At 60.4% G+C, this 17972-nt stretch carries 16 protein-coding genes; 9 read left to right on the top strand and 7 right to left on the bottom strand.

The window, feature by feature from the left end; genetic code table 11:
- The first annotated feature begins 104 nt into the window (after positions 1-104).
- Entirely contained in the window at positions 105-1271 is a 1167-nt protein-coding gene (locus BAUR9175_RS11785) for a nucleotide sugar dehydrogenase (protein WP_101583867.1), read from the top strand.
- A gap of 67 nt (positions 1272-1338) precedes the next feature.
- Here the strand turns inward: BAUR9175_RS11785 and wecB are convergent, their stop codons facing one another.
- The gene (wecB, locus tag BAUR9175_RS11780) at positions 1339-2493 is read right to left on the bottom strand and encodes a non-hydrolyzing UDP-N-acetylglucosamine 2-epimerase (RefSeq protein ID WP_101583865.1); all 1155 of its coding nucleotides are present in this window, start codon (positions 2491-2493) and stop codon (positions 1339-1341) included.
- 178 nt (positions 2494-2671) lie between these two features.
- Between wecB and wecC the strand changes: the two genes are divergently transcribed.
- From wecC to BAUR9175_RS11760, 4 genes are all read left to right on the top strand, one after another.
- Positions 2672-3931 carry a UDP-N-acetyl-D-mannosamine dehydrogenase gene (wecC, locus tag BAUR9175_RS11775; protein ID WP_101583864.1) on the top strand — a complete coding sequence of 420 codons (1260 nt, stop codon included), beginning with the start codon at positions 2672-2674 and terminating at the stop codon, positions 3929-3931.
- A 155-nt stretch (positions 3932-4086) separates the two neighbouring features.
- On the top strand, positions 4087-4989 hold the full coding sequence (gene galU / locus BAUR9175_RS11770; RefSeq protein WP_101583862.1) for a UTP--glucose-1-phosphate uridylyltransferase GalU: 903 nt from the start codon (positions 4087-4089) through the stop codon (positions 4987-4989).
- Positions 4990-5238: 249 nt separating this feature from the next.
- A complete protein-coding gene (locus BAUR9175_RS11765) occupies positions 5239-7236 on the top strand; it encodes an acetoacetate--CoA ligase (RefSeq protein WP_101583861.1) in 1998 nt (665 codons plus the stop codon).
- Positions 7237-7453: 217 nt separating this feature from the next.
- Positions 7454-9295: a DUF5635 domain-containing protein gene (locus tag BAUR9175_RS11760; RefSeq protein ID WP_101583859.1), complete on the top strand. Its 1842-nt coding sequence runs from the start codon at positions 7454-7456 to the stop codon at positions 9293-9295.
- A 247-nt stretch (positions 9296-9542) separates the two neighbouring features.
- Here BAUR9175_RS11760 and BAUR9175_RS11755 read toward each other — a convergent pair whose 3' ends face one another.
- Entirely contained in the window at positions 9543-10133 is a 591-nt protein-coding gene (locus BAUR9175_RS11755; protein ID WP_050773424.1) for a zinc-binding dehydrogenase, read from the bottom strand.
- Between BAUR9175_RS11755 and BAUR9175_RS20025 the strand changes: the two genes are divergently transcribed.
- Positions 10134-10484, top strand: a complete 351-nt coding sequence (locus BAUR9175_RS20025; protein WP_233429394.1) for a hypothetical protein — start codon at positions 10134-10136, stop codon at positions 10482-10484. It abuts the gene before it with no gap.
- Positions 10485-10542: 58 nt separating this feature from the next.
- Here BAUR9175_RS20025 and BAUR9175_RS11745 read toward each other — a convergent pair whose 3' ends face one another.
- The 4 genes from BAUR9175_RS11745 to BAUR9175_RS19870 all read right to left on the bottom strand — a co-directional run bounded on the left by BAUR9175_RS11745 (position 10543) and on the right by BAUR9175_RS19870 (position 14337).
- The gene (locus BAUR9175_RS11745) at positions 10543-11346 is read right to left on the bottom strand and encodes an ABC transporter ATP-binding protein (protein ID WP_069599379.1); all 804 of its coding nucleotides are present in this window, start codon (positions 11344-11346) and stop codon (positions 10543-10545) included.
- Positions 11339-12196: an ABC transporter permease gene (locus tag BAUR9175_RS11740; protein WP_009884576.1), complete on the bottom strand. Its 858-nt coding sequence runs from the start codon at positions 12194-12196 to the stop codon at positions 11339-11341. Before BAUR9175_RS11740 ends, BAUR9175_RS11745 begins: the two co-directional genes overlap by 8 nt.
- A gap of 70 nt (positions 12197-12266) precedes the next feature.
- Positions 12267-13472 (bottom strand): FAD-dependent oxidoreductase, encoded by a 1206-nt coding sequence (locus BAUR9175_RS11735; RefSeq protein WP_101583857.1) that lies wholly within the window; start codon positions 13470-13472, stop codon positions 12267-12269.
- Between the two features lie 73 nt (positions 13473-13545).
- The gene (locus BAUR9175_RS19870; protein ID WP_307722862.1) at positions 13546-14337 is read right to left on the bottom strand and encodes a pyridoxamine 5'-phosphate oxidase family protein; all 792 of its coding nucleotides are present in this window, start codon (positions 14335-14337) and stop codon (positions 13546-13548) included.
- A 226-nt stretch (positions 14338-14563) separates the two neighbouring features.
- On the opposite strand from BAUR9175_RS19870, the gene BAUR9175_RS11725 reads away from it, so the two are divergent.
- A complete protein-coding gene (locus tag BAUR9175_RS11725) occupies positions 14564-14890 on the top strand; it encodes a rhodanese-like domain-containing protein (RefSeq protein WP_101583853.1) in 327 nt (108 codons plus the stop codon).
- Positions 14891-14997: 107 nt separating this feature from the next.
- Positions 14998-16638, top strand: a complete 1641-nt coding sequence (gene pgm / locus BAUR9175_RS11720) for a phosphoglucomutase (alpha-D-glucose-1,6-bisphosphate-dependent) (RefSeq protein WP_009884580.1) — start codon at positions 14998-15000, stop codon at positions 16636-16638.
- Between the two features lie 28 nt (positions 16639-16666).
- Here pgm and fdxA read toward each other — a convergent pair whose 3' ends face one another.
- Positions 16667-16999 carry a ferredoxin gene (gene fdxA, locus BAUR9175_RS11715; protein ID WP_009884581.1) on the bottom strand — a complete coding sequence of 111 codons (333 nt, stop codon included), beginning with the start codon at positions 16997-16999 and terminating at the stop codon, positions 16667-16669.
- 502 nt (positions 17000-17501) lie between these two features.
- Between fdxA and BAUR9175_RS11710 the strand changes: the two genes are divergently transcribed.
- The gene (locus tag BAUR9175_RS11710) at positions 17502-17960 is read left to right on the top strand and encodes a hypothetical protein (RefSeq protein WP_096177702.1); all 459 of its coding nucleotides are present in this window, start codon (positions 17502-17504) and stop codon (positions 17958-17960) included.
- Positions 17961-17972: the final 12 nt, after the last annotated feature.

The following is a 17972-nucleotide window of genomic DNA, read 5'->3' as shown; positions in this document are numbered from 1 at the left end:
GCCGATCACACTAGTGTATTCGCGTAGCATTCTTGTTGAAGTTCGGAACGTCGACTCCAACGAAGGAATTCGTTGGCGAATCGACATATCAGAAAGAGTGGCAAATGGATATCGTCATTGCTGGTACGGGGTACGTCGGTCTGTCGAATGCAGTTGTGCTCGCGCAGCACCATCACGTTACGGCGGTCGATCTGTCCTCACAGAAGGTCGGTCTGATCAATCGCGGCATCTCACCGATCATTGATCCGGAGATCTCCGATTTCCTCGCCAACAAGAAGCTGGACCTCACTGCGACAACCAACGGCGACGAAGCCTATGCATCCGCAGACGTCGTTATCATCGCTACCCCCACCAACTACGATGAAGACTCGAACTTCTTCGACACGACGTCTGTCGAATCTGTGCTCGACCAATTGCTTGCAGTGAACGCCGGGGCACTGATCGTCATCAAATCCACTGTCCCGGTTGGCTTCACACAGCGTCTGCGCGATGAGCGTCCGCACGCACGAATCGTGTTCTCTCCTGAGTTCTTGCGCGAGGGTAAAGCGCTCTATGACAATCTGCACCCGTCACGAATTGTGGTCGGCGACACGGGTTCTGACGGTCAACTGTTCGCTGATCTGCTGGTCGAGGGCGCGCTCGACGAAGATGTGCCGGTCCTCCTCACCGATGCGACCGAAGCCGAGGCCATCAAACTTTTCGCGAACACCTTCCTCGCGATCCGCGTCGCCTATTTCAACGAGCTGGACACCTATGCCGCAACGCACGGGCTGAACACGGCTCAGATCATCGAAGGTGTCGGTCTCGATCCGCGGATCGGCAACCACTACAACAATCCGTCATTCGGGTACGGAGGCTACTGCCTGCCGAAAGACACGAAGCAGCTACTCGCCAACTATCAAGAGGTTCCACAAAACCTCATTCAGGCGGTCGTGTCGTCGAATACGACGCGCAAGGATTTCGTTGCCGCTGATGTCCTCTCGCTCCAGCCTTCAGTGGTCGGGGTCTACCGGCTCGTCATGAAGGCTGGCTCCGACAACTTCCGGGAATCCGCGATCCAAGGAATCATGAAGCGTATCAAGGCCAAAGGAATCGAGGTCCTCGTCTACGAACCCGAACTCGCAGACGAGGATTTCTTCAATTCCGAAGTCATCCGTGACCTCGACGAGTTCAAGAGACGATCTGATGTCATTCTGACCAACCGCAAGACTTCAGAGCTATCCGACGTCACCGAGAAGATCTATACGCGGGATATCTACGAACGAGATTGACGTGAATTCGAGAGACGCACCCAGGCATCGGCACTGGTGCCTTCCCAGACAGCCGGGATGGCGGTAGTCAATCCTCGGAGACGGTGAACTCCTCAATTCGTTCCCCAACCCCGAACAACTCCTCGATAGCGGCAACCGACCGCGCGGCTGCCATTCCGTCGCCATACGGATTGATTGCTTTCGACATGGCTCTATATGCGTTCGCATCGTCGAGGAGGTTCGAGATTTCGTCGACGATTCGTCTCGTACCCGTACCGATGAGCGCTACTGATCCGGCCTCGACCGCTTCAGGGCGTTCGGTGTTGTCCCTCATGACGAGCACAGGTTTACCGAGACTCGGTGCCTCTTCCTGGATGCCGCCGGAGTCGGTGAGAACGATGTCCGACGCCGCCATCACCGTCGTGAACTCGCCGTAAGAGAGTGGCTCCGTGACCAACACATTGTCGAGGTTCCTGACTCGAGGCAGAACCGACTCACGTACGAGCGGATTGCGGTGAGCTGGAAGGAGGATGATCAAATCAGGACGAGATTCGGCGAGTGTGGCCAATGCATCTCCGATATGTTCCATCGCTGATCCGAGGTTCTCCCGGCGATGCGTCGTTACCAGCAGTTTCGGCCGATCGGCAGCGACATAATCAGCAACAGCACCATCAGCCGGCGTGACGTTCATGCCGACCGCAATGTGAAGAGCATCGATGACGGTATTGCCTGTCACCACAATGTCGGACGGGGCAACCCCCTCCGCCACTAGATTGGCGCGGGATCGACGTGTCGGCGCAAGGTGAAGTGCTGAGATCTGGCTGGTCAGTTTGCGGTTGGCTTCCTCGGGAAAGGGGCTGGAAAGGTTCCCCGAGCGAAGCCCAGCTTCAAGATGAATCACTGGGATCCGCCGATTGAAAGCCGCAATCGCAGCTCCCATCACAGTGGTGGTATCTCCTTGGACGAGAACTGCGTCTGGACGCTCCAATGCGAGAACGCTGTCGAGCTCACCGATAACACGCGACGCTATTCCGTTGAGGGTCTGGCCGTTGGACATAATGTTGAGGTCAATATCTGGAACAATGCTGAACAGCTCATTGACCTGATCGAGCATCTCGCGGTGCTGAGCCGTAACCAGGGTCCGCGAACTCAGCTTCGCACTCGATTCGATTGCGCGAATGACGGGCGCTACCTTGATTGCCTCGGGCCTTGTACCGAAAACTGTGAGAACTGTCGGGGTCAATTTCACCCTCCTGCTTAGGAATATGTCGTTGCCAGTTCAGTCGGCAGGTCTCCCGCCCCCTGTTTCGGCACTTCCATAATGATAGGGGCGGTCCCGCACGCTGCGCCCCTATCGTTGCCGATGCGTGCTCTCGGGTAACATCAGAAGTCGTTCATCTTCAGTTTGGAGCATTGCACACATGCCGCCCACCGCCACCTCTCAACGCCCTTCGGTCGCCGTCATCGGCCTCGGATACATCGGTCTTCCGACCGCGGCCGTTCTAGCCAGTTCGGGCGCAGAGGTCGTCGGGGTCGATATCAACGCCGATGCCGTAGCCACAATCAACGCCGGTCAGGTTCCTTTCGTCGAGCCGGACATGGCTACGACAGTGGCCGGTGTCGTCTCTCAAGGTTATCTGCGGGCCACGACCGAGACCCCGCACGCGGACAACTACATCGTCGCTGTGCCCACACCTTTCAAGGATGGGCACGAACCGGACCTGTCTTACATCGAGACGGCTGGCAAGCAGATCGCTCCCCTACTCGAGGGCAACGAGCTCATCATCCTCGAATCGACTTCGCCTCCCGGAGCAACCGAGTTCCTGGCGGACACGATCATCAAGGAACGTCCTGATCTTACGCTCAAGCCCGGCAGCGCACAGACCGTCTACTTCGCACACTGCCCCGAGAGGGTGCTGCCTGGTCGGATCATGATTGAACTGCGGACGAATGATCGCATCGTCGGCACCCTCAACGGCGATGCCGGTGAACGTGCTCGCGACCTGTACGAGCTGTTCTGCGAGGGCGAGTTCCTCATGACCGACGCTCGCACTGCAGAGATGGCGAAGCTGACCGAAAACGCGTACCGCGACGTCAACATCGCCTTCGCCAACGAACTGTCGGTGATTGCAGACGGCCTCGATATCAACGTCTGGGAACTCATCAAGCTCGCGAACCACCACCCCCGAGTCAATATCCTGCAGCCCGGCCCCGGCGTCGGTGGACATTGCATTGCGGTTGACCCGTGGTTCATCGTCTCCACTGCACCCGAGCAGTCGTCACTGATCCGCACCGCGCGTGAGGTCAATGACTCGAAGCCCGGATATGTGCTCGACAAGCTCCTCCCCCAGGCCCGTCGCATCAGGGACGTTCAGATCGCGGCGCTCGGCCTGGCGTTCAAGCCGAACATCGACGATCTACGCGAAAGTCCAGCCCGTCAGATCGTTGGAAAGCTCGCCGACGAACTCCCGGAGGCAGCCATCATGGCTGTCGAGCCGAACATCGATGCCCTTCCGGCCGAGCTTGAAAACTGCAGTAACGTTACTTTGACCTCGCTCAACCAGGCTATTGGCGCTGCAGATATCGTCCTGCTGCTCGTCGACCACAACGAGTTCAGTCGCCTCGATAAGTCATTGCTAGCTCAGAAGATCGTGCATGACACTCGGGGCATATGGAGTTGAAGGGACTCATCGCAATCCAGTTCCGCTTGAAGAGCCTAAATCGCAATCACGCTCAATTAATAGCACAATAACTTTTTGGCAACAGCTTATTGACTACCGGCCACAGCGGGATGATTTGGCAAAGACTACTCTAGACGTTCGATAGAATTCATTGCATGAATGTTGAACAAAACAACAGAGTGCGCAAGGCTGTGATCCCCGTCGCCGGCCTGGGAACTCGCTTCCTCCCCGCCACCAAGGCCACACCCAAAGAGATGCTCCCCGTCGTGGACAAACCTGCTATTCAATACGTCGTCGAGGAGGCGGCAGAAGCAGGTCTACGCGACGTTGTGATGATCACTGGACGCAACAAGCGGCCGCTGGAAGATCACTTCGACCGGGTCGACGGACTTGAACATGCACTGGCGCAGAAGGGCGACGAGAAGAAGCTCGCCGCCGTTCAGCATTCGACGGATCTCGCCGACATCCATTACGTGCGCCAAGGCGACCCCAAGGGACTCGGGCATGCCGTACTCAAAGGGCGCCAGCACGTGGGCAACGAACCCTTCGCCGTGCTCCTCGGCGACGACCTCATCGACGAACGTAACCCCATCCTGCCGAAGATGATCGAGGTCGCAGAGAAGACCGGCGGCAGCGTCGTCGCGCTCATGGAGGTCCCGCCCGAGGCGATCCACCTCTACGGCTGCGCCGCCGTCGAATCCACTGCAGACGACGAGGTCGTCAAGATCACCGGACTCGTCGAGAAGCCCGCCACCGAAGATGCTCCCTCGAATCTCGCCATCATCGGCCGCTACGTGTTGGCGCCGGAGATCTTCGACGTTCTCGAGACGACCAAGCCGGGACGCGGCAACGAAATCCAGCTCACCGACGCCCTCCAAGAGCTCGCCGGGAACGCGGACGAGAACGGCGTCTACGGAGTGGTCTTCAAGGGTGCCCGATATGACACTGGCGACAAGCTCGACTACCTCAAAGCTGTCATGCAGATCGCGTGCGACCGTGACGATCTCGGCGACGATCTCAAAGCGTGGCTGCGCGACTTCGTCCCAACCCTTAACTAATCGGACTCTGCTCACTCAGAAGATCGTCCACGACACGCGCGGCGTGTGGGGCTGAGGCTGAATCCACGCTCCGATCGACTGCGCCGCTGAAAATACTCAGCGGCGCAGTCGCGTTTTGGGCGGCCTGCAAAAGCCGCTGGGATGGCGGCGTAAGGTGGACTCAAAGCCTCCACCGCAGAACGAGTCCGCCTCGTTTCAGCTGGTGGAGACCGCTATAGCTACCGCCCACCGAAGTGCTGAGGAGAAGAATTGACCGCTGAACCGATATGGCTCCCCGACCCTGACCAGACCCCGCGTCCACAGATCGCCGACTTCATCGACTTCGCCAATCAGCGCACCGGCCAAAGCTTGGCCACCTATGACGACCTCTGGAAGTGGTCGGTAACCGACCTAGACGGTTTCTGGGGTACGGTCTGGGACTTCTTCGACGTCGTCGCCGAAGAGCCGTACACCGAAGTGCTCGCCGACCGGTCCATGCCAGGTGCCACCTGGTTCCCCGGCACCCGCCTCAACTACGCCGAACACGCCCTGCGGGCCGGCCTCGACGACAAACTTGCCGACGAACCGGCGATCATCACCATCAGAGAATCCGGCGAGCGCACCGAAACCACCTGGCGTGAACTGCGCCGCCAGGTCGGTTCCGTCGCCACCTGGCTCCGCGGCCAAGGAGTCGGAGAAGGCGACCGCGTCGTCGGATACCTGCCGAATACCCACCACACCCTCATCGCGTTCCTCGCCTCCGCCTCGCTCGGTGCCATCTGGTCCGCCTGCGCCCAGGACTACGCGGCCGAAGGTGCCGGGACGAAACTCGGCCAGCTCGAACCGAAGGTGCTCTTCGCCGCCGACGGATACCTGTGGAACGGGCAGGCTTTCGACCGCCGCGACCAGGTCGCGGATCTGGCCAACCGGATGCCGGGCCTGCGGGCCGTGGTCGGGGTGGGCAACCTCGGCGAGGAATTCATCGATGAACACGGGCAGATCACGAACCTCACCACCTGGGACGATGTCGCTTCCGGGGATGTCGAACCCGAGTTCGCGCGCGTCGATTTCGATACCCCGCTGTGGGTGCTGTATTCCTCGGGTACGACGGGGATTCCCAAGGGGATCGTGCACAGCCACGGCGGGGTCGTCATCGATCATCTGCGTCTGCTGGGTCTCCACCTCGACATCCGGCCGGGTGACCGGTTCTTCTGGTACACGAATACGAACTGGATGATGTGGAACCTCGTCGCCTCGGCGCTGGTGGGCGGTGCGACCACGGTGTGCTTCGACGGCAGCCCCCTCTATCCGGGGCCGGGCCGGCTGTGGGAGATCGCCGCGGAGACGAAGGCCAATGTGCTCGGGGTCAGTCCCGGGATCTTCCTGGCCGGGATGAAGGCGGGGATCGAACCCGGTAAGGAGTTCGACCTGACCGCGCTGCGGACGATCGGTGCCACCGGTGCCCCGGTGCCTGCCAACTGCTTCCCATGGGTGCGCGATGCTGTCGGCGAGCGCGTGCAGCTGGCCTCGACGAGCGGCGGCACGGACGTCGTCAGCGGCTTCGCCGGATCCGCGCCGAACTGTCCGATCTGGGCTGGCGAGCTCTCGCGGCCGGTCCTCGGTGTGGCGTTGGAGTCCTGGGATGACTCGGGGCAGCCTTTAATTGGCGAGGTCGGGGAGATGGTCATCACCGCCCCGATGCCGTCGATGCCGGTGAAGTTCTGGAACGATACGGACGGTGAGCGCTACCGCGACACGTACTTCTCGATGTTCCCCGGAGTCTGGCGCCACGGCGACTGGATCACCATCACCGACCACGGCAGCGTCATCATCTCCGGCCGCTCGGACGCCACCCTCAATCGGCAGGGAGTGCGCCTGGGCAGTGCCGACATCTACGACGTCGTCGATGGCATCCCCGAGGTGGCCGAGTCCCTGGTCATCGGTGCCGAGCAGCCCGACGGCGGGTACTGGATGCCACTGTTCGTTGTGCTGGCATCAGGTGTTTCGCTTGATGATAGCTTGCGGAAGCGGATCGCCCGGGATCTGAAGGAAAAGGCCTCACCTCGACACGTGCCCGATGACATCATCGCCGTGCCCGCCGTCCCGCACACCAAGACGGGCAAGAAGCTCGAAGTGCCGGTCAAGCGTCTCATCCAGGGGCATCCACTGGAGAAGGTGGCAACCCCGGACGCCGTGGACTCGTTCGAGGCGCTGGAGTACTTCGCGCAGTTTGCGGCTGGTAAAGACGGCGCAGCTAGCGAGGGGTGAGAGACCTCTTACAGTGAAGGGTGAACGATAAGCGACGAACAACCGGGGCGCCGCTTATCGACTTCGAGCTTATTCAGCTCTCATCGCGTGGTCGACCGGTCTGAATCTAAAACCGCCGGGAGAACTAAGACCACTCCGCTTCACGGCTGGTAAAGCGAAAGCTCCGGGCTCTTCTACAACAAACTTTCTCTTTAGCGGGTAGTGTAAAGTAAAAGTTATGAGTCAACCGCAGAATGAGTTTTCGTTTGAGCCAGGAACAGAACTGATGAGGGACCGCGCACGGTCTCGCGAAGAGGTGGATGAATGCCTCAACTCGTTGCGAAACGGTACCTTGCCTGACAGCGCCGAACGGCAGCGAGTGGATTTCAAAGAAGAAGCCGGACGCCGAGGTGCCGCCGGGCGTCTACTTCCTGGTACACCGGAAAACACGAAAGCCGCTGATCAGCTCGCGAATGAAGTTGCCTCCATGGCGAACACCCCTGGTGGCGGAGCATTGATCATCGGAGTTGAAGACCGCTCTGGCGATCTTCTCGGTACAGACCTAGACATCGAATGGTTACGTCAACAGATTTACAGACGAGTCGAAGTCGCTCCCGAGATCGAAGAACGTATAGAGCAAGGAATTCGGCTGCTAGTTATCTATGTGGCCGAGGCACGCGAGCCTGTGGACGATACAGGCGGACGAATCCGCTGGAGAGTGGGCGATTCCTCCGTCCCCGTAGATCGCGGTGAGTGGTGGGCCCGTCGACAAGATCGCAGCGGTTGGGACTCTATGGCTCGGCTCACAGCATTCACCCTAGATAGCGTGAAGCCAGCGGCCGTTGCAGTCGCCCGGGATTACTTGGCGAGGCGCGACGGATCCGATGACGCTCAGACTGACCTGGCTACGGCTGCTCCCGCCGACATGTTACGCCGGATTGGCGTGCTCAGCGTTGACGGCTACCTAACCGAGGCGGGAGCGATTCTCTTCTGCCCTGCTCCGCGCGCGTGGCTTACGTGGACCCGACTCGATGTCGAAGGCGGAGATATCCTTGCCTCCGATTCAGCCTACGAAGGCCTAAGTCTCCTCGAACAAATTGAGCGGGTCGAAGCACTTCTGGATGCCGCTAACGACAGGGTTACGCTCCCTGGTGAATTTTCGGAACGCGCGCTTAGGCAGTTGCCGACGCGGTCTGCCCGAGAAGCAGTCCTCAACGGAGTCGTCCATCGCGACTGGAATCTGCAGGAGCCAACGACGGCGACCTGGATTGAAGCCGATGCGTCACTGACGGTCATATCTCCAGGGGGTTTTGTCGGCGGAATTTCAGCAGACAACGTGTTGACCCAGCGGTTCAGTCGATACCCCGCGCTGGCAGATGCCTCCCGTGCACTTGGCCTGGTCGATAAGCAAGGAGTCGGGGTAGACAGAATGTACCGAGAAATGGTCACTATCGGACACCGACCACCACTGCTTGTTGAAGAGCCTGGACCTCGAGTTCGAGTTCGCCTCGCGGGTGGACAGCCACTATTGCCGATCATTCGGTTGACTTCGAAGATTCAGCCAGCGGCCAGGCAACGCGACGTCCAAATCGCGCTCATTGTTCACACGCTGTTGAGAAATCCGTTCACAACGGTGAAGCGCATGTCTAAGATATTGCAACGTACAACCGAAGAAGCCGCAGAGGCCCTCGAGATTGCACACAGATGTGTAGTTGATGGGCAGCCTCTGATATCTCCGCTGAAGAATGTGTGGACACTTTCGAACGAAGCTCGCCGCATCGTGGGAGGACAGACCGCCGACCGCAAGATGTTGCAACGCCAGCGAGTCCTCTGGTTCATCACTCCAGGAGGGGATGCAGCTTCCGAAGTTGTTAGCCAATGGTTTGAGGTTCAAGATCGAATTTCATCCGGCGACTACTCCAAATTGACAGGACTGACACTAGCCGGAGCGAGAGGTGCGCTGGATCGACTCGTACAGGATGGGCGCCTAGTCCGCGGGGATGCTACCGGCAGGAATGCTCACTATCTCCAGCCAGTCAACGCCTACGGTCTGTACAGTGAATCCGACAGCAGAGTATGAGCAGGATGGACCGAGCTACGTAGCCTGCCTTTCAACGGGCGGAGCCACGAATTGGAAGCGAATCGATTCTACGATGTCTACTTTTTCTTTACGGGATGTCGTAAAGGAAAACTAGACCGCCCTACCTCAAAAGACTTTCCATTTGGCTATTGGACCTCTCGCGATATGCCTTCAGTGGGTTCCCGTTCACGTACAGGGTCGGTCCCTTCGTTTCTGCGGGGTAGTCACACTGGCCTAGTGCCGAACGTCACGGCACGATGAGGAGTCGGCCGTAAACTCCCCCGGCTTCGAGGGCGCGGTGGGCGTCGGCCGCCTCAGCGAGGTGGAACGTCGCACCCACTCGACCTTTCAGACGCCCAGTTGCCAGCATCTGGTTGATCACCTTCGCCGCCTCGGCGAGGTCCGCGGCCGAGGCGTTGCTGATCGCGAACCCGAGCACGCTGGCATCGCGGGTGTAGAGCTGGTTGATAGGCACCCTCGGCGAGGATTGCATTCCGGCCATCACGATCACCCGCGCACCGTGCGCGAGCAGGGGAACTGACTTTTCGAAGTCATCGTCGCCGCTGGCATCCCACCACACGTCGACGCCGCGCGGGGCAGCCCGCTCGACTTGCATGTAGTAGTCAGGGGCATGCTTATCGATGACAAGGTCGGCTCCGCAGTCGCTCACCCAATGTTCGTCTCCGGTTGAGGCACCGGCGATGACACGGGCACCCATGACTGCCGCGAGTCGGACGATCGCTGTGCCCACTGCCCCACTGGCCGAGCCGACCACGATAGTCTCCCCCGGTCGCAGCGCCGCCTCTCGGACGAGTCCGATAGAGGCGGTTCCTGCCACGTGCAGGACAGGGGCCGCCTCGGCAGGGTCGAGGCCTTCGGGAAGAGGGTAAAGCCGTTCGACCGGTGCAACGACGAATTCGGCGAACGTGCCTTGGCGACCCTCATAGCCGAGGCTGTTGGATCACACTCGATCGCCCGACCTGAAGTTCTCGGCTGTTTCCCCGATGGCGACGAGGGTACCCACGAGATCACGGCCGATGACGAAAGGGAACGACACCGGAGTGGGAAAGCCCCCGGACCGGACGAAGAGGTCGACGTGGTTGACCTCGCTGGCCTTCACCGAACCGAACTCTCCACCGGCGGAAATGCCCTGGATGATGCGCGCGATGCCCTATTTGCCAGGCGATGAACGAGCGCGTCTCACAAGGTGACCGCGCGTGACAGCAGTCCTTTGGTCGCTTTCGCGATCAGTCCTTCTGCGCTTTCGTGAAGGCCTGGTATTCCCTGATGACCTCGAGAGCCGGTCCGTCTGCACGCAGGACACCCTGCTCGATCCACAACGCACGGTTACACGTGTCTTTGATCGTGCGCATCGAGTGGGAGACGAGGAAGACCGTACCGGCGTTCTCTCTGATCGCACGGATTCGGCCCTCGGATCGGTCACGGAACTTCTTGTCACCGACGTTGAGCGCCTCATCGACGATGAGGATCTCGTGCTGAACCGAGGTCGCGATGGCGAACTTCAGCCTCTGGGACATGCCGGAGGAATAGGTTCGCATCGGCAGGTCGATGAAATCGCTCAGTCCGGTGAACTCGACGATATCGTCGAACCTCTCCTCCACCTCGGCGCGGGTCAGTCCTAAAGCCAGGGAGCCGAGAACGATGTTGCGAGCACCGGAGAGGTCAGGGATCAACGCTGCGCCGACACCGAGGAGGTTCGGCCTCGAGGTCGCGTAGATCGCGCCCTCCGAGGTGGGCGTCAGGCCCGTGATCGAACGCATGAGCGTGGATTTGCCGGAGCCGTTGCTGCCGATGATGCCGATGGATTCGTTTTTGTGAGCGACGAAGCTGACGCCTTTGAGGGCATGGACCTCTCGGAGACCGCGCCGCTTCGTCATCACGTCTTTGCTGCCGAGCTTGAGCTTCTTGCCCGTAGCCAAGGTCTTGTAACGGACGTGGACGTTGTCGCAGACCACGACGGGCGGGTTGTTCCTCGTTACGTCAGGAAGGTTGCCTGTATCGAACGTTTCCGGTTCTTCCGTCTCACTCATCGCGACCGAACCTTTCCTCGGCCTGCCAGAAGAAGACGAAGCCGATGATGAAAATACCGAAAGCCCAGATGGCAAGGTGCCAGAAGTAGTCGTAGGGAATGACTCCGTCCTTCATGAGGATGCCGCGAGCGATTGACAGCACATTGTTCAGTGGCTGCCAATCGGCGAAGGGCTGCAGTGCGGGATTGATCTTTTCGACCATGACCTTGAGGTCGAAGAACACACCAGAGGTGTAGAAGATCATGCGCGAAATGAAGGGAGTGACCTGGGAGAGATCACGGAAGTGGACCGTGGCCCGAGCGAAGATGAATGCCACGCCTTGATTGAAGATCCAGAACAGTATGACCAGCGGGATGAAGAGGAACCAGTCCCAGCTAGGCCGCGCTCCCCAAAGCATGACAAGGAGTGCCATGAAGATGAATGTGGGGATGAAGTTGAGGAGATTCTGAAACACCGTGGCGATCGGCAGCACGATGCGCGGGAACGGCAGGGATTGCACAAGGGATGCGTTCGAGATGATCGACTTCGCACCACCGTTCATCGAGGTGTTGAAGAACTCGAGGACGAAGACGCCGATGATGACGAAGGGTGCGAAGTCGTCGGGTCGCGCTGTGGCGCCCTTCATGATGTACCCGAAGACCGTGCCGTAGATCAGGGCTGAGAACGCTGGACGCAACAGCACCCAGAGCATACCGAGGCGGTTGCGTTCGTTCTCACTCTGCATCCGGTATTTGGCGAGAGTGTAGGTGAAGTCGCTGCGAGTGATCAGCTGCTTGATGTACTCGGGCAGTGACGGCCGCCCGCCGACTCTTTCGAGCCCGTGCTCCTCAGCTAGCTTAGCCATATCCATGAACAGAAGTTTCTCTCGTCGGCGACTGGGGGCGAACACAGGAAGTCTACGTGATGAGGGTAGCCGATTCTCACAGTCGGCTATGAGCCTTGAAGTCGAAGTCAGGGTCCTCGATCTGAGCCCTCGTCGGAATGTTATTACCCGCTAGTACGCGACGAGCCGCGGCTTGCAGAGGAGGCCAGTTGAGCGTCTCGACACCAACGAGCTGTGCGTCTGGGGCTGATCCGTCGAAATGGAAGACCTGGAATTTCTTGCCGCTGGGATCGTGCCTGATGAGCGTATCTGTGGCATCGGGGCTGGTCAGACCTGCAGTGAAGACTTTTTCTGGGCCTTGGAAACTCCAGTGCCACGGGATATCCGACCAGGGTTCGCCGGTGCCGCCGTCGTCGGAGCTGAGCAGTTCGGCAAGGTACTTGCCGTGGCTCTCAGCCACGGGCTCACATGCCCACGGGTGGTCGAGGGCGAAGGCTCCGTCGGTGATGAGTGCGCAATCACCCGCAGCCCAGACTCCGGCGTGAGATGTTGCCAATTTCTCATTCACCTCCCACGCCACGGCGGGTCGAACGCCATCGATGGGAATCAGAGCCGGGCGAGCACCGACGCTGGTGACGAACAGGTTGTGAGTATCTGCCGGGATGTCGTCCGGGCTGCTGGTGTGGGCCACGAACTTCACACCGGCGTCTTTGTGCTTTTCAAACAGTGCCGTGCGCACGTGTGCTGAGAGCTGTTTCCGCAGAGGTTCATCACCGCGCAGATAGACGGTGGCCTCATGTCCGGCAGCGACCGCCGAGGTCGCCACTTCCATGCCTAAGTATCCGGAGCCGAGGACTCCGACGTTCAATGGTCCTTCGGATTCGGCGACGAACTTTCGGATCCATTCAGCTTCGGTCAGGTTGTACACGGGCAGGGCGTCCGGGTATCCGGGGATCTCCGGTCGGTTCGCCTCCATGCCTGTGGCGAGAATGCAGTGGGTGAAGTCCAGGGTCTCCCCCGACGCCAGGTGAACGGTGCCGGCCTGCTGGGACTGGTCGGCCACCTCGGCGAGGGTGATCTCTGTGGCCTTGTCACGGACGAAGGTGATGAGGTCACTTGCCTCGAGATGGAAGGGCAGGTGGTACCTGGAGTCGTCGAAGAGGTGCTTCGACAGTGGGGGCCGTTCGCTGGTCTCCCCCGCGGCCGGATCGACGAGTGTGACCGCCTGACCGCGTTCGCTGAGCTCCCGGGCGGCGGTGGTTCCGGCCAGCCCTGCACCGATGATGACGATCGTCTTTGCCATGTCTCCATGCTAGACCGCAAGCTGCGAAGTGTGGTGTGAGATGAGACGCGGCAGTGGTCAACACGGCCTGGGCTCAGAGTTCTGTGGTGCTGCTGCCTCCCCCGGTGCGCTGTCCCGTGACCTTGGCCTTGACAATCTGGGCCAAGCCAGCGACCTTGCCGCCCTTGAGACCCCAGTGCTGTGCGGATTCTCCCGTGACCTTGATGAGCCCGAGGTCCGGGTCATTGAGTCCACCGTCGAACCAGGTGGCAGCTTCCTTGTTCCACAACTTCGCCAGCTTGGCCTGATCATCGACGAAGTCGACCCGACCGGCCACCGAGAGCCAGTTGCCCGCCTCGGAGACGGCGATATTGACTTGCGGATTCTGCAGCAGTGCTGTTGCTTGGTCGCCCTGCAGATCGATGAAGAACCACACGTCACCGTCGTCGGTGACCTCTTGGGGCACCATCGGATGGGCGAGCAGCTTGCCGTCATCGAGGGCGGTCGTGAGCATCACATAGCCGCTGTCGCGGAGGATCTTCACGACGTCCTTCTGCTCGAGGGACCCAGTGTCAGCCCCACCTGTTGTATTCGTCGTGTTGCCCGTTGCTGCTGGGCTCGCATCGGATTCTCTCTCAGCAGCCTTCACAGCGCTTTCATCGACGGCCGTATGTGAGCCGTCGGGGTTGCGATGCAGGGTCACACCGATGTCAGCAGCCGTGTCCTGGGCACGATCTTCGACGTTCTCTTCGGTGTATCCGACCTGCGTCTGCGAATCGACTTCGGAGGTGCCGCCCAGTGGCTCAGTCGCCTCATCGAGCTTCGCCGCAGCATCGCGTGCCTTCTTCTCGCCAGTGGATTCGTTGCTTATATCTCTGCTGCTCATCAACATTCCCTTCACAGACGATTCTTGCCCCAAGTCTCACACGGGGCCGCCGACAACAGAAGAGGGCGTAGAGAAGTTTCCAGGTTTGCCAGGCAACCATCAGACACTGATTCACTCGAGATCAGAAACGTGCGTCCCGTTCTCAATCAGACTGGATGCTGTGCTCGACGAAGCTGTCGACGGTCGCGGGATGCACAGCGAATATGCTCATGCCTAGACTGAGGCCATGGATGAAGAATCAGTCTCCGTGACAGAGATCCCCGAAGGCGCTGCCATCATCGACGTTCGTGAGGACGACGAATGGGAGGCCGGGCACATCGAGGGCGCGCTGCACGTGCCGCTGGGCGAATTGCCGACCCGACTCGACGACCTGCCTCTCGATGACGACATGTACGTCATCTGCCGCACTGGTGGCCGGTCCCACCGCGCCGTCGCCTGGCTGACGAACAACGGCTTTGACGCCATCAACGTCGCCGGTGGCATGGGCTCCTGGAACCTCGACCACGGCAAGCCGATCGTGTCGGAAACCGGCGAGGAACCCTGGGTGATGTGACGGCTCACGCCGTCTGACGTCGGGCAGAGTGGACACCCACCGTCCACGATGCGGGAACTCCGTGGACACAACTGTGCGGGGTGGCTCGGATTTGGCAAGGTAGAACCATGACTACTCGCGCCGGCCAGCTGGCCCAGGATAGGGATCTCGTTGACATCTCCGCACTGCTTGATTCGTATTACGATCTCGTCCCCGATTCCTCCGTGCCCGCGCAGGCTGTGAGCTTCGGGACCTCGGGACACCGCGGGTCAAGCTTCAACCGCGCATTCAACGAAGCCCACATCGCAGCGATCACCGCCGCCATCGTCGACTTCCGGAAGAAACAGGGCATCCACGGGCCCATCTTCCTAGGCCGTGACACCCACGCGCTGAGCGAACCCGCTTTCCTCACCGTCCTCGAAGTCCTCGCCGCGGCTGAGGTGCCCGCACTCATCGATGAGCGTGACGGCTTCACTCCCACGCCGGTGCTCTCCCACGCGATTCTGGGTTTCAACGCGGGCAAGACCGCAACGGATGCGCAGGCCGACGGCATCATCGTGACCCCCAGCCACAACCCGCCCTCCGACGGCGGCATCAAATACAACCCACCGCACGGCGGCCCGGCCGGCTCAGAGACAACGACGTGGATCGCCGAACGCGCGAACTCCTACCTCGAAGCAGGATGGGAGAAGATTCCACGCACCGGGTTCCAGCGGGCCTTCCACCTGGAGAACACCGAGAACTTCGACTTCATCTCCAACTACACCGAGGACCTCGAGTCGGTCATCGACCTCGACGTCATCCGCAGCTCCGACATCCACATCGGCGCCGACCCCTTGGGCGGAGCCAGCGTCGACTACTGGGCCGCGATTGCCGAGGACTTCGATCTCAATCTCACCGTCGTCCACCCCGAGATCGACCCCACCTGGTCATTCATGACCCTGGACTGGGACGAGAACATCCGCATGGACTGCTCCTCGCCCTACGCCATGGCCGGGCTCATCGCCTCCCGCAACGACTTCGACATCGCCACGGGCAATGACGCCGATGCCGACCGCCACGGCATCGTCACTCCCGACGCCGGGCTGATGAACCCCAACCACTATCTGGCGACTGCCATCGACTACCTGCTCGACAACCGACCCGAATGGTCCTCCAGCGCCGGCATCGGCAAGACGCTGGTCACCTCTTCGATCGTCGACCGAATCGTCGCCGCCCATGATCGGCGACTGTTCGAGGTTCCCGTCGGGTTCAAATGGTTCGTCCCCGGACTCCTCGATTCGACACTGGCCTTCGGCGGTGAGGAATCTGCTGGCGCATCGTTCCTGCGTCGCAACGGCAAGGTCTGGTCGACTGACAAGGACGGCATCATCATGGCTCTGCTGGCCGCTGAGATGACCGCGAAGACCGGACAGACTCCATCCCAGCGCTATGCGGGACTGGCTGCGAACTTCGGCACCAGCGCCTACGCCCGCCAGGACGCCCCGGCCACCCGGGAGCAGAAGGCGAAACTGGGAGCACTCGACGCCTCCCAGGTGAAGGCGAAGACCGTCGGCGGTGAACCGGTGACCTCAACACTCACCTCGGCGCCGGGAAACAACGCACCCATCGGCGGGCTCAAGGTCACGACCGAGAACTCCTGGTTCGCGGTGCGACCCTCCGGCACGGAGGACGTGTACAAGATCTACGCCGAGTCTCTGCGCGATGAGGACCATCTGCGGGCCGTCCAGCACGACGCTCGGACATTGGTGGATGGGGTGCTGGAGTAGCCCGAAGCGGCTCCCAGCCACCAGCTGGTTACAGCTCGACGTCCTGATTCTGAGGCGGCAGGGCGGCGATGGCTGGGTGGTCCCGGCCGGTGTTGCCCAGGGCTGCAGCGCCTCCCGGCGAACCGAGCTCGTCGAAGAAGTCCACGTTATAGGTGTAGTAGTCCGCCCATTCCTCCGGGACATCGTCTTCATAGAAGATCGCCTCGACGGGGCAGACCGGTTCGCAGGCACCGCAGTCGATGCATTCGTCGGGATGGATGTAGAGACTGCGTTCACCTTCGTAGATGCAATCGACAGGACATTCGTCGACACACGACTTGTCCTTGACATCGATGCACGGCTGCGCGATCACGTAGGTCATGCGGGCCTCCGCTCTCTGCTCGGATCGTCCACTTCCTCCAAGTGACGAATGGGATGAATCTCAGAGCCCACTCTAGGCCTTCGAGCCCAGTCTTCATATGGCCCGGATCACGTCCGACGAGAACGAAGAACCACCTCGGCGAGGTCCGGTCACGATTGGGTTTCACTGTGCAGACGAAAACGTAGCAAACAGCGCTCTGCAACAACCGTGTGTCACAGTCTGGTCGACACCGCCAAGCAGTCGTTCGCACCGCGTCATCAGGCAATATTCGTTGTCGTATGGATCCTATGGATTCCGCGCGCTTGCGCGACCGCCGCAGGATTGCAGACAGCTCGTCTCCAGGCTGTGACCCTCTCCGAGTTTTCTCCCAGGCAGTGTGGTCCTGACTTCAAGTCCGACCGCAATACTGGCAGGCGTCGATGAGGTGTCACCGCTCCGGTGACCACACTCACCGCAGGCATCACACAGCGAAGACGCCCCTCGAAGAAGAAGGATCGACACTATGAAGACCACCATCCGCAATCGCGCAGCAGCTCTGGGAATCACCGCCGTCGCCGGCCTCGCAGGAATCGGCCTGGCCAGTGGTCCCGCACTGGCAGCACCTGCACCCGCAGCGGTTACGAGCACAGCCGCCGACGCCGCACCGCAATCGGTTCACTATCCCACCGACACCGGCATCTACGCCGATGAGCTCGTCAGAGCCTGGGGTGCAGACAACTCGGAGCGGGTCGAAGCCTTTGCCTCACCGCAGGTCGTCGAGGCTCTGAACGAGCACGGCTCGAAGAATGCAACACATTGGGTGAGGACAGGCGGCGACGGAGCAGCGGGGACCATCTATTCGGATTATGAGAACACCGTGACGGGAGAGACCATGTCCGTCGGTGTCGCCAACGAAGAGGTGTCAAACGGCGGAGAATGGGGCGCACCCCACGGAGTCCACAAGGTCCAGTTCGGCAACTGAGGCGACATCACC

The organism is Brevibacterium aurantiacum, assembly GCF_900169065.1.
Lineage (GTDB): Bacteria > Actinomycetota > Actinomycetes > Actinomycetales > Brevibacteriaceae > Brevibacterium > Brevibacterium aurantiacum.
This window is presented reverse-complemented; position numbering and strand designations above follow the sequence as displayed.

What these genes read in the sequence shown, in the direction of transcription:
- BAUR9175_RS11785 (WP_101583867.1), top strand. Translation starts at nt 105, where the DNA reads ATGGATATCGTCATTGCTGGTACGGGGTACGTCGGTCTGTCGAATGCA.
- wecC (WP_101583864.1), top strand. Translation starts at nt 2,672, where the DNA reads ATGCCGCCCACCGCCACCTCTCAACGCCCTTCGGTCGCCGTCATCGGC.
- galU (WP_101583862.1), top strand. Translation starts at nt 4,087, where the DNA reads ATGAATGTTGAACAAAACAACAGAGTGCGCAAGGCTGTGATCCCCGTC.
- BAUR9175_RS11760 (WP_101583859.1), top strand. Translation starts at nt 7,454, where the DNA reads ATGAGTCAACCGCAGAATGAGTTTTCGTTTGAGCCAGGAACAGAACTG.
- BAUR9175_RS11745 (WP_069599379.1), bottom strand. Translation starts at nt 11,346, where the DNA reads ATGAGTGAGACGGAAGAACCGGAAACGTTCGATACAGGCAACCTTCCT.
- BAUR9175_RS11740 (WP_009884576.1), bottom strand. Translation starts at nt 12,196, where the DNA reads ATGGATATGGCTAAGCTAGCTGAGGAGCACGGGCTCGAAAGAGTCGGC.
- BAUR9175_RS11735 (WP_101583857.1), bottom strand. Translation starts at nt 13,472, where the DNA reads ATGGCAAAGACGATCGTCATCATCGGTGCAGGGCTGGCCGGAACCACC.
- BAUR9175_RS19870 (WP_307722862.1), bottom strand. Translation starts at nt 14,337, where the DNA reads ATGAGCAGCAGAGATATAAGCAACGAATCCACTGGCGAGAAGAAGGCA.
- BAUR9175_RS11725 (WP_101583853.1), top strand. Translation starts at nt 14,564, where the DNA reads ATGGATGAAGAATCAGTCTCCGTGACAGAGATCCCCGAAGGCGCTGCC.
- pgm (WP_009884580.1), top strand. Translation starts at nt 14,998, where the DNA reads ATGACTACTCGCGCCGGCCAGCTGGCCCAGGATAGGGATCTCGTTGAC.
- fdxA (WP_009884581.1), bottom strand. Translation starts at nt 16,999, where the DNA reads ATGACCTACGTGATCGCGCAGCCGTGCATCGATGTCAAGGACAAGTCG.
- BAUR9175_RS11710 (WP_096177702.1), top strand. Translation starts at nt 17,502, where the DNA reads ATGAAGACCACCATCCGCAATCGCGCAGCAGCTCTGGGAATCACCGCC.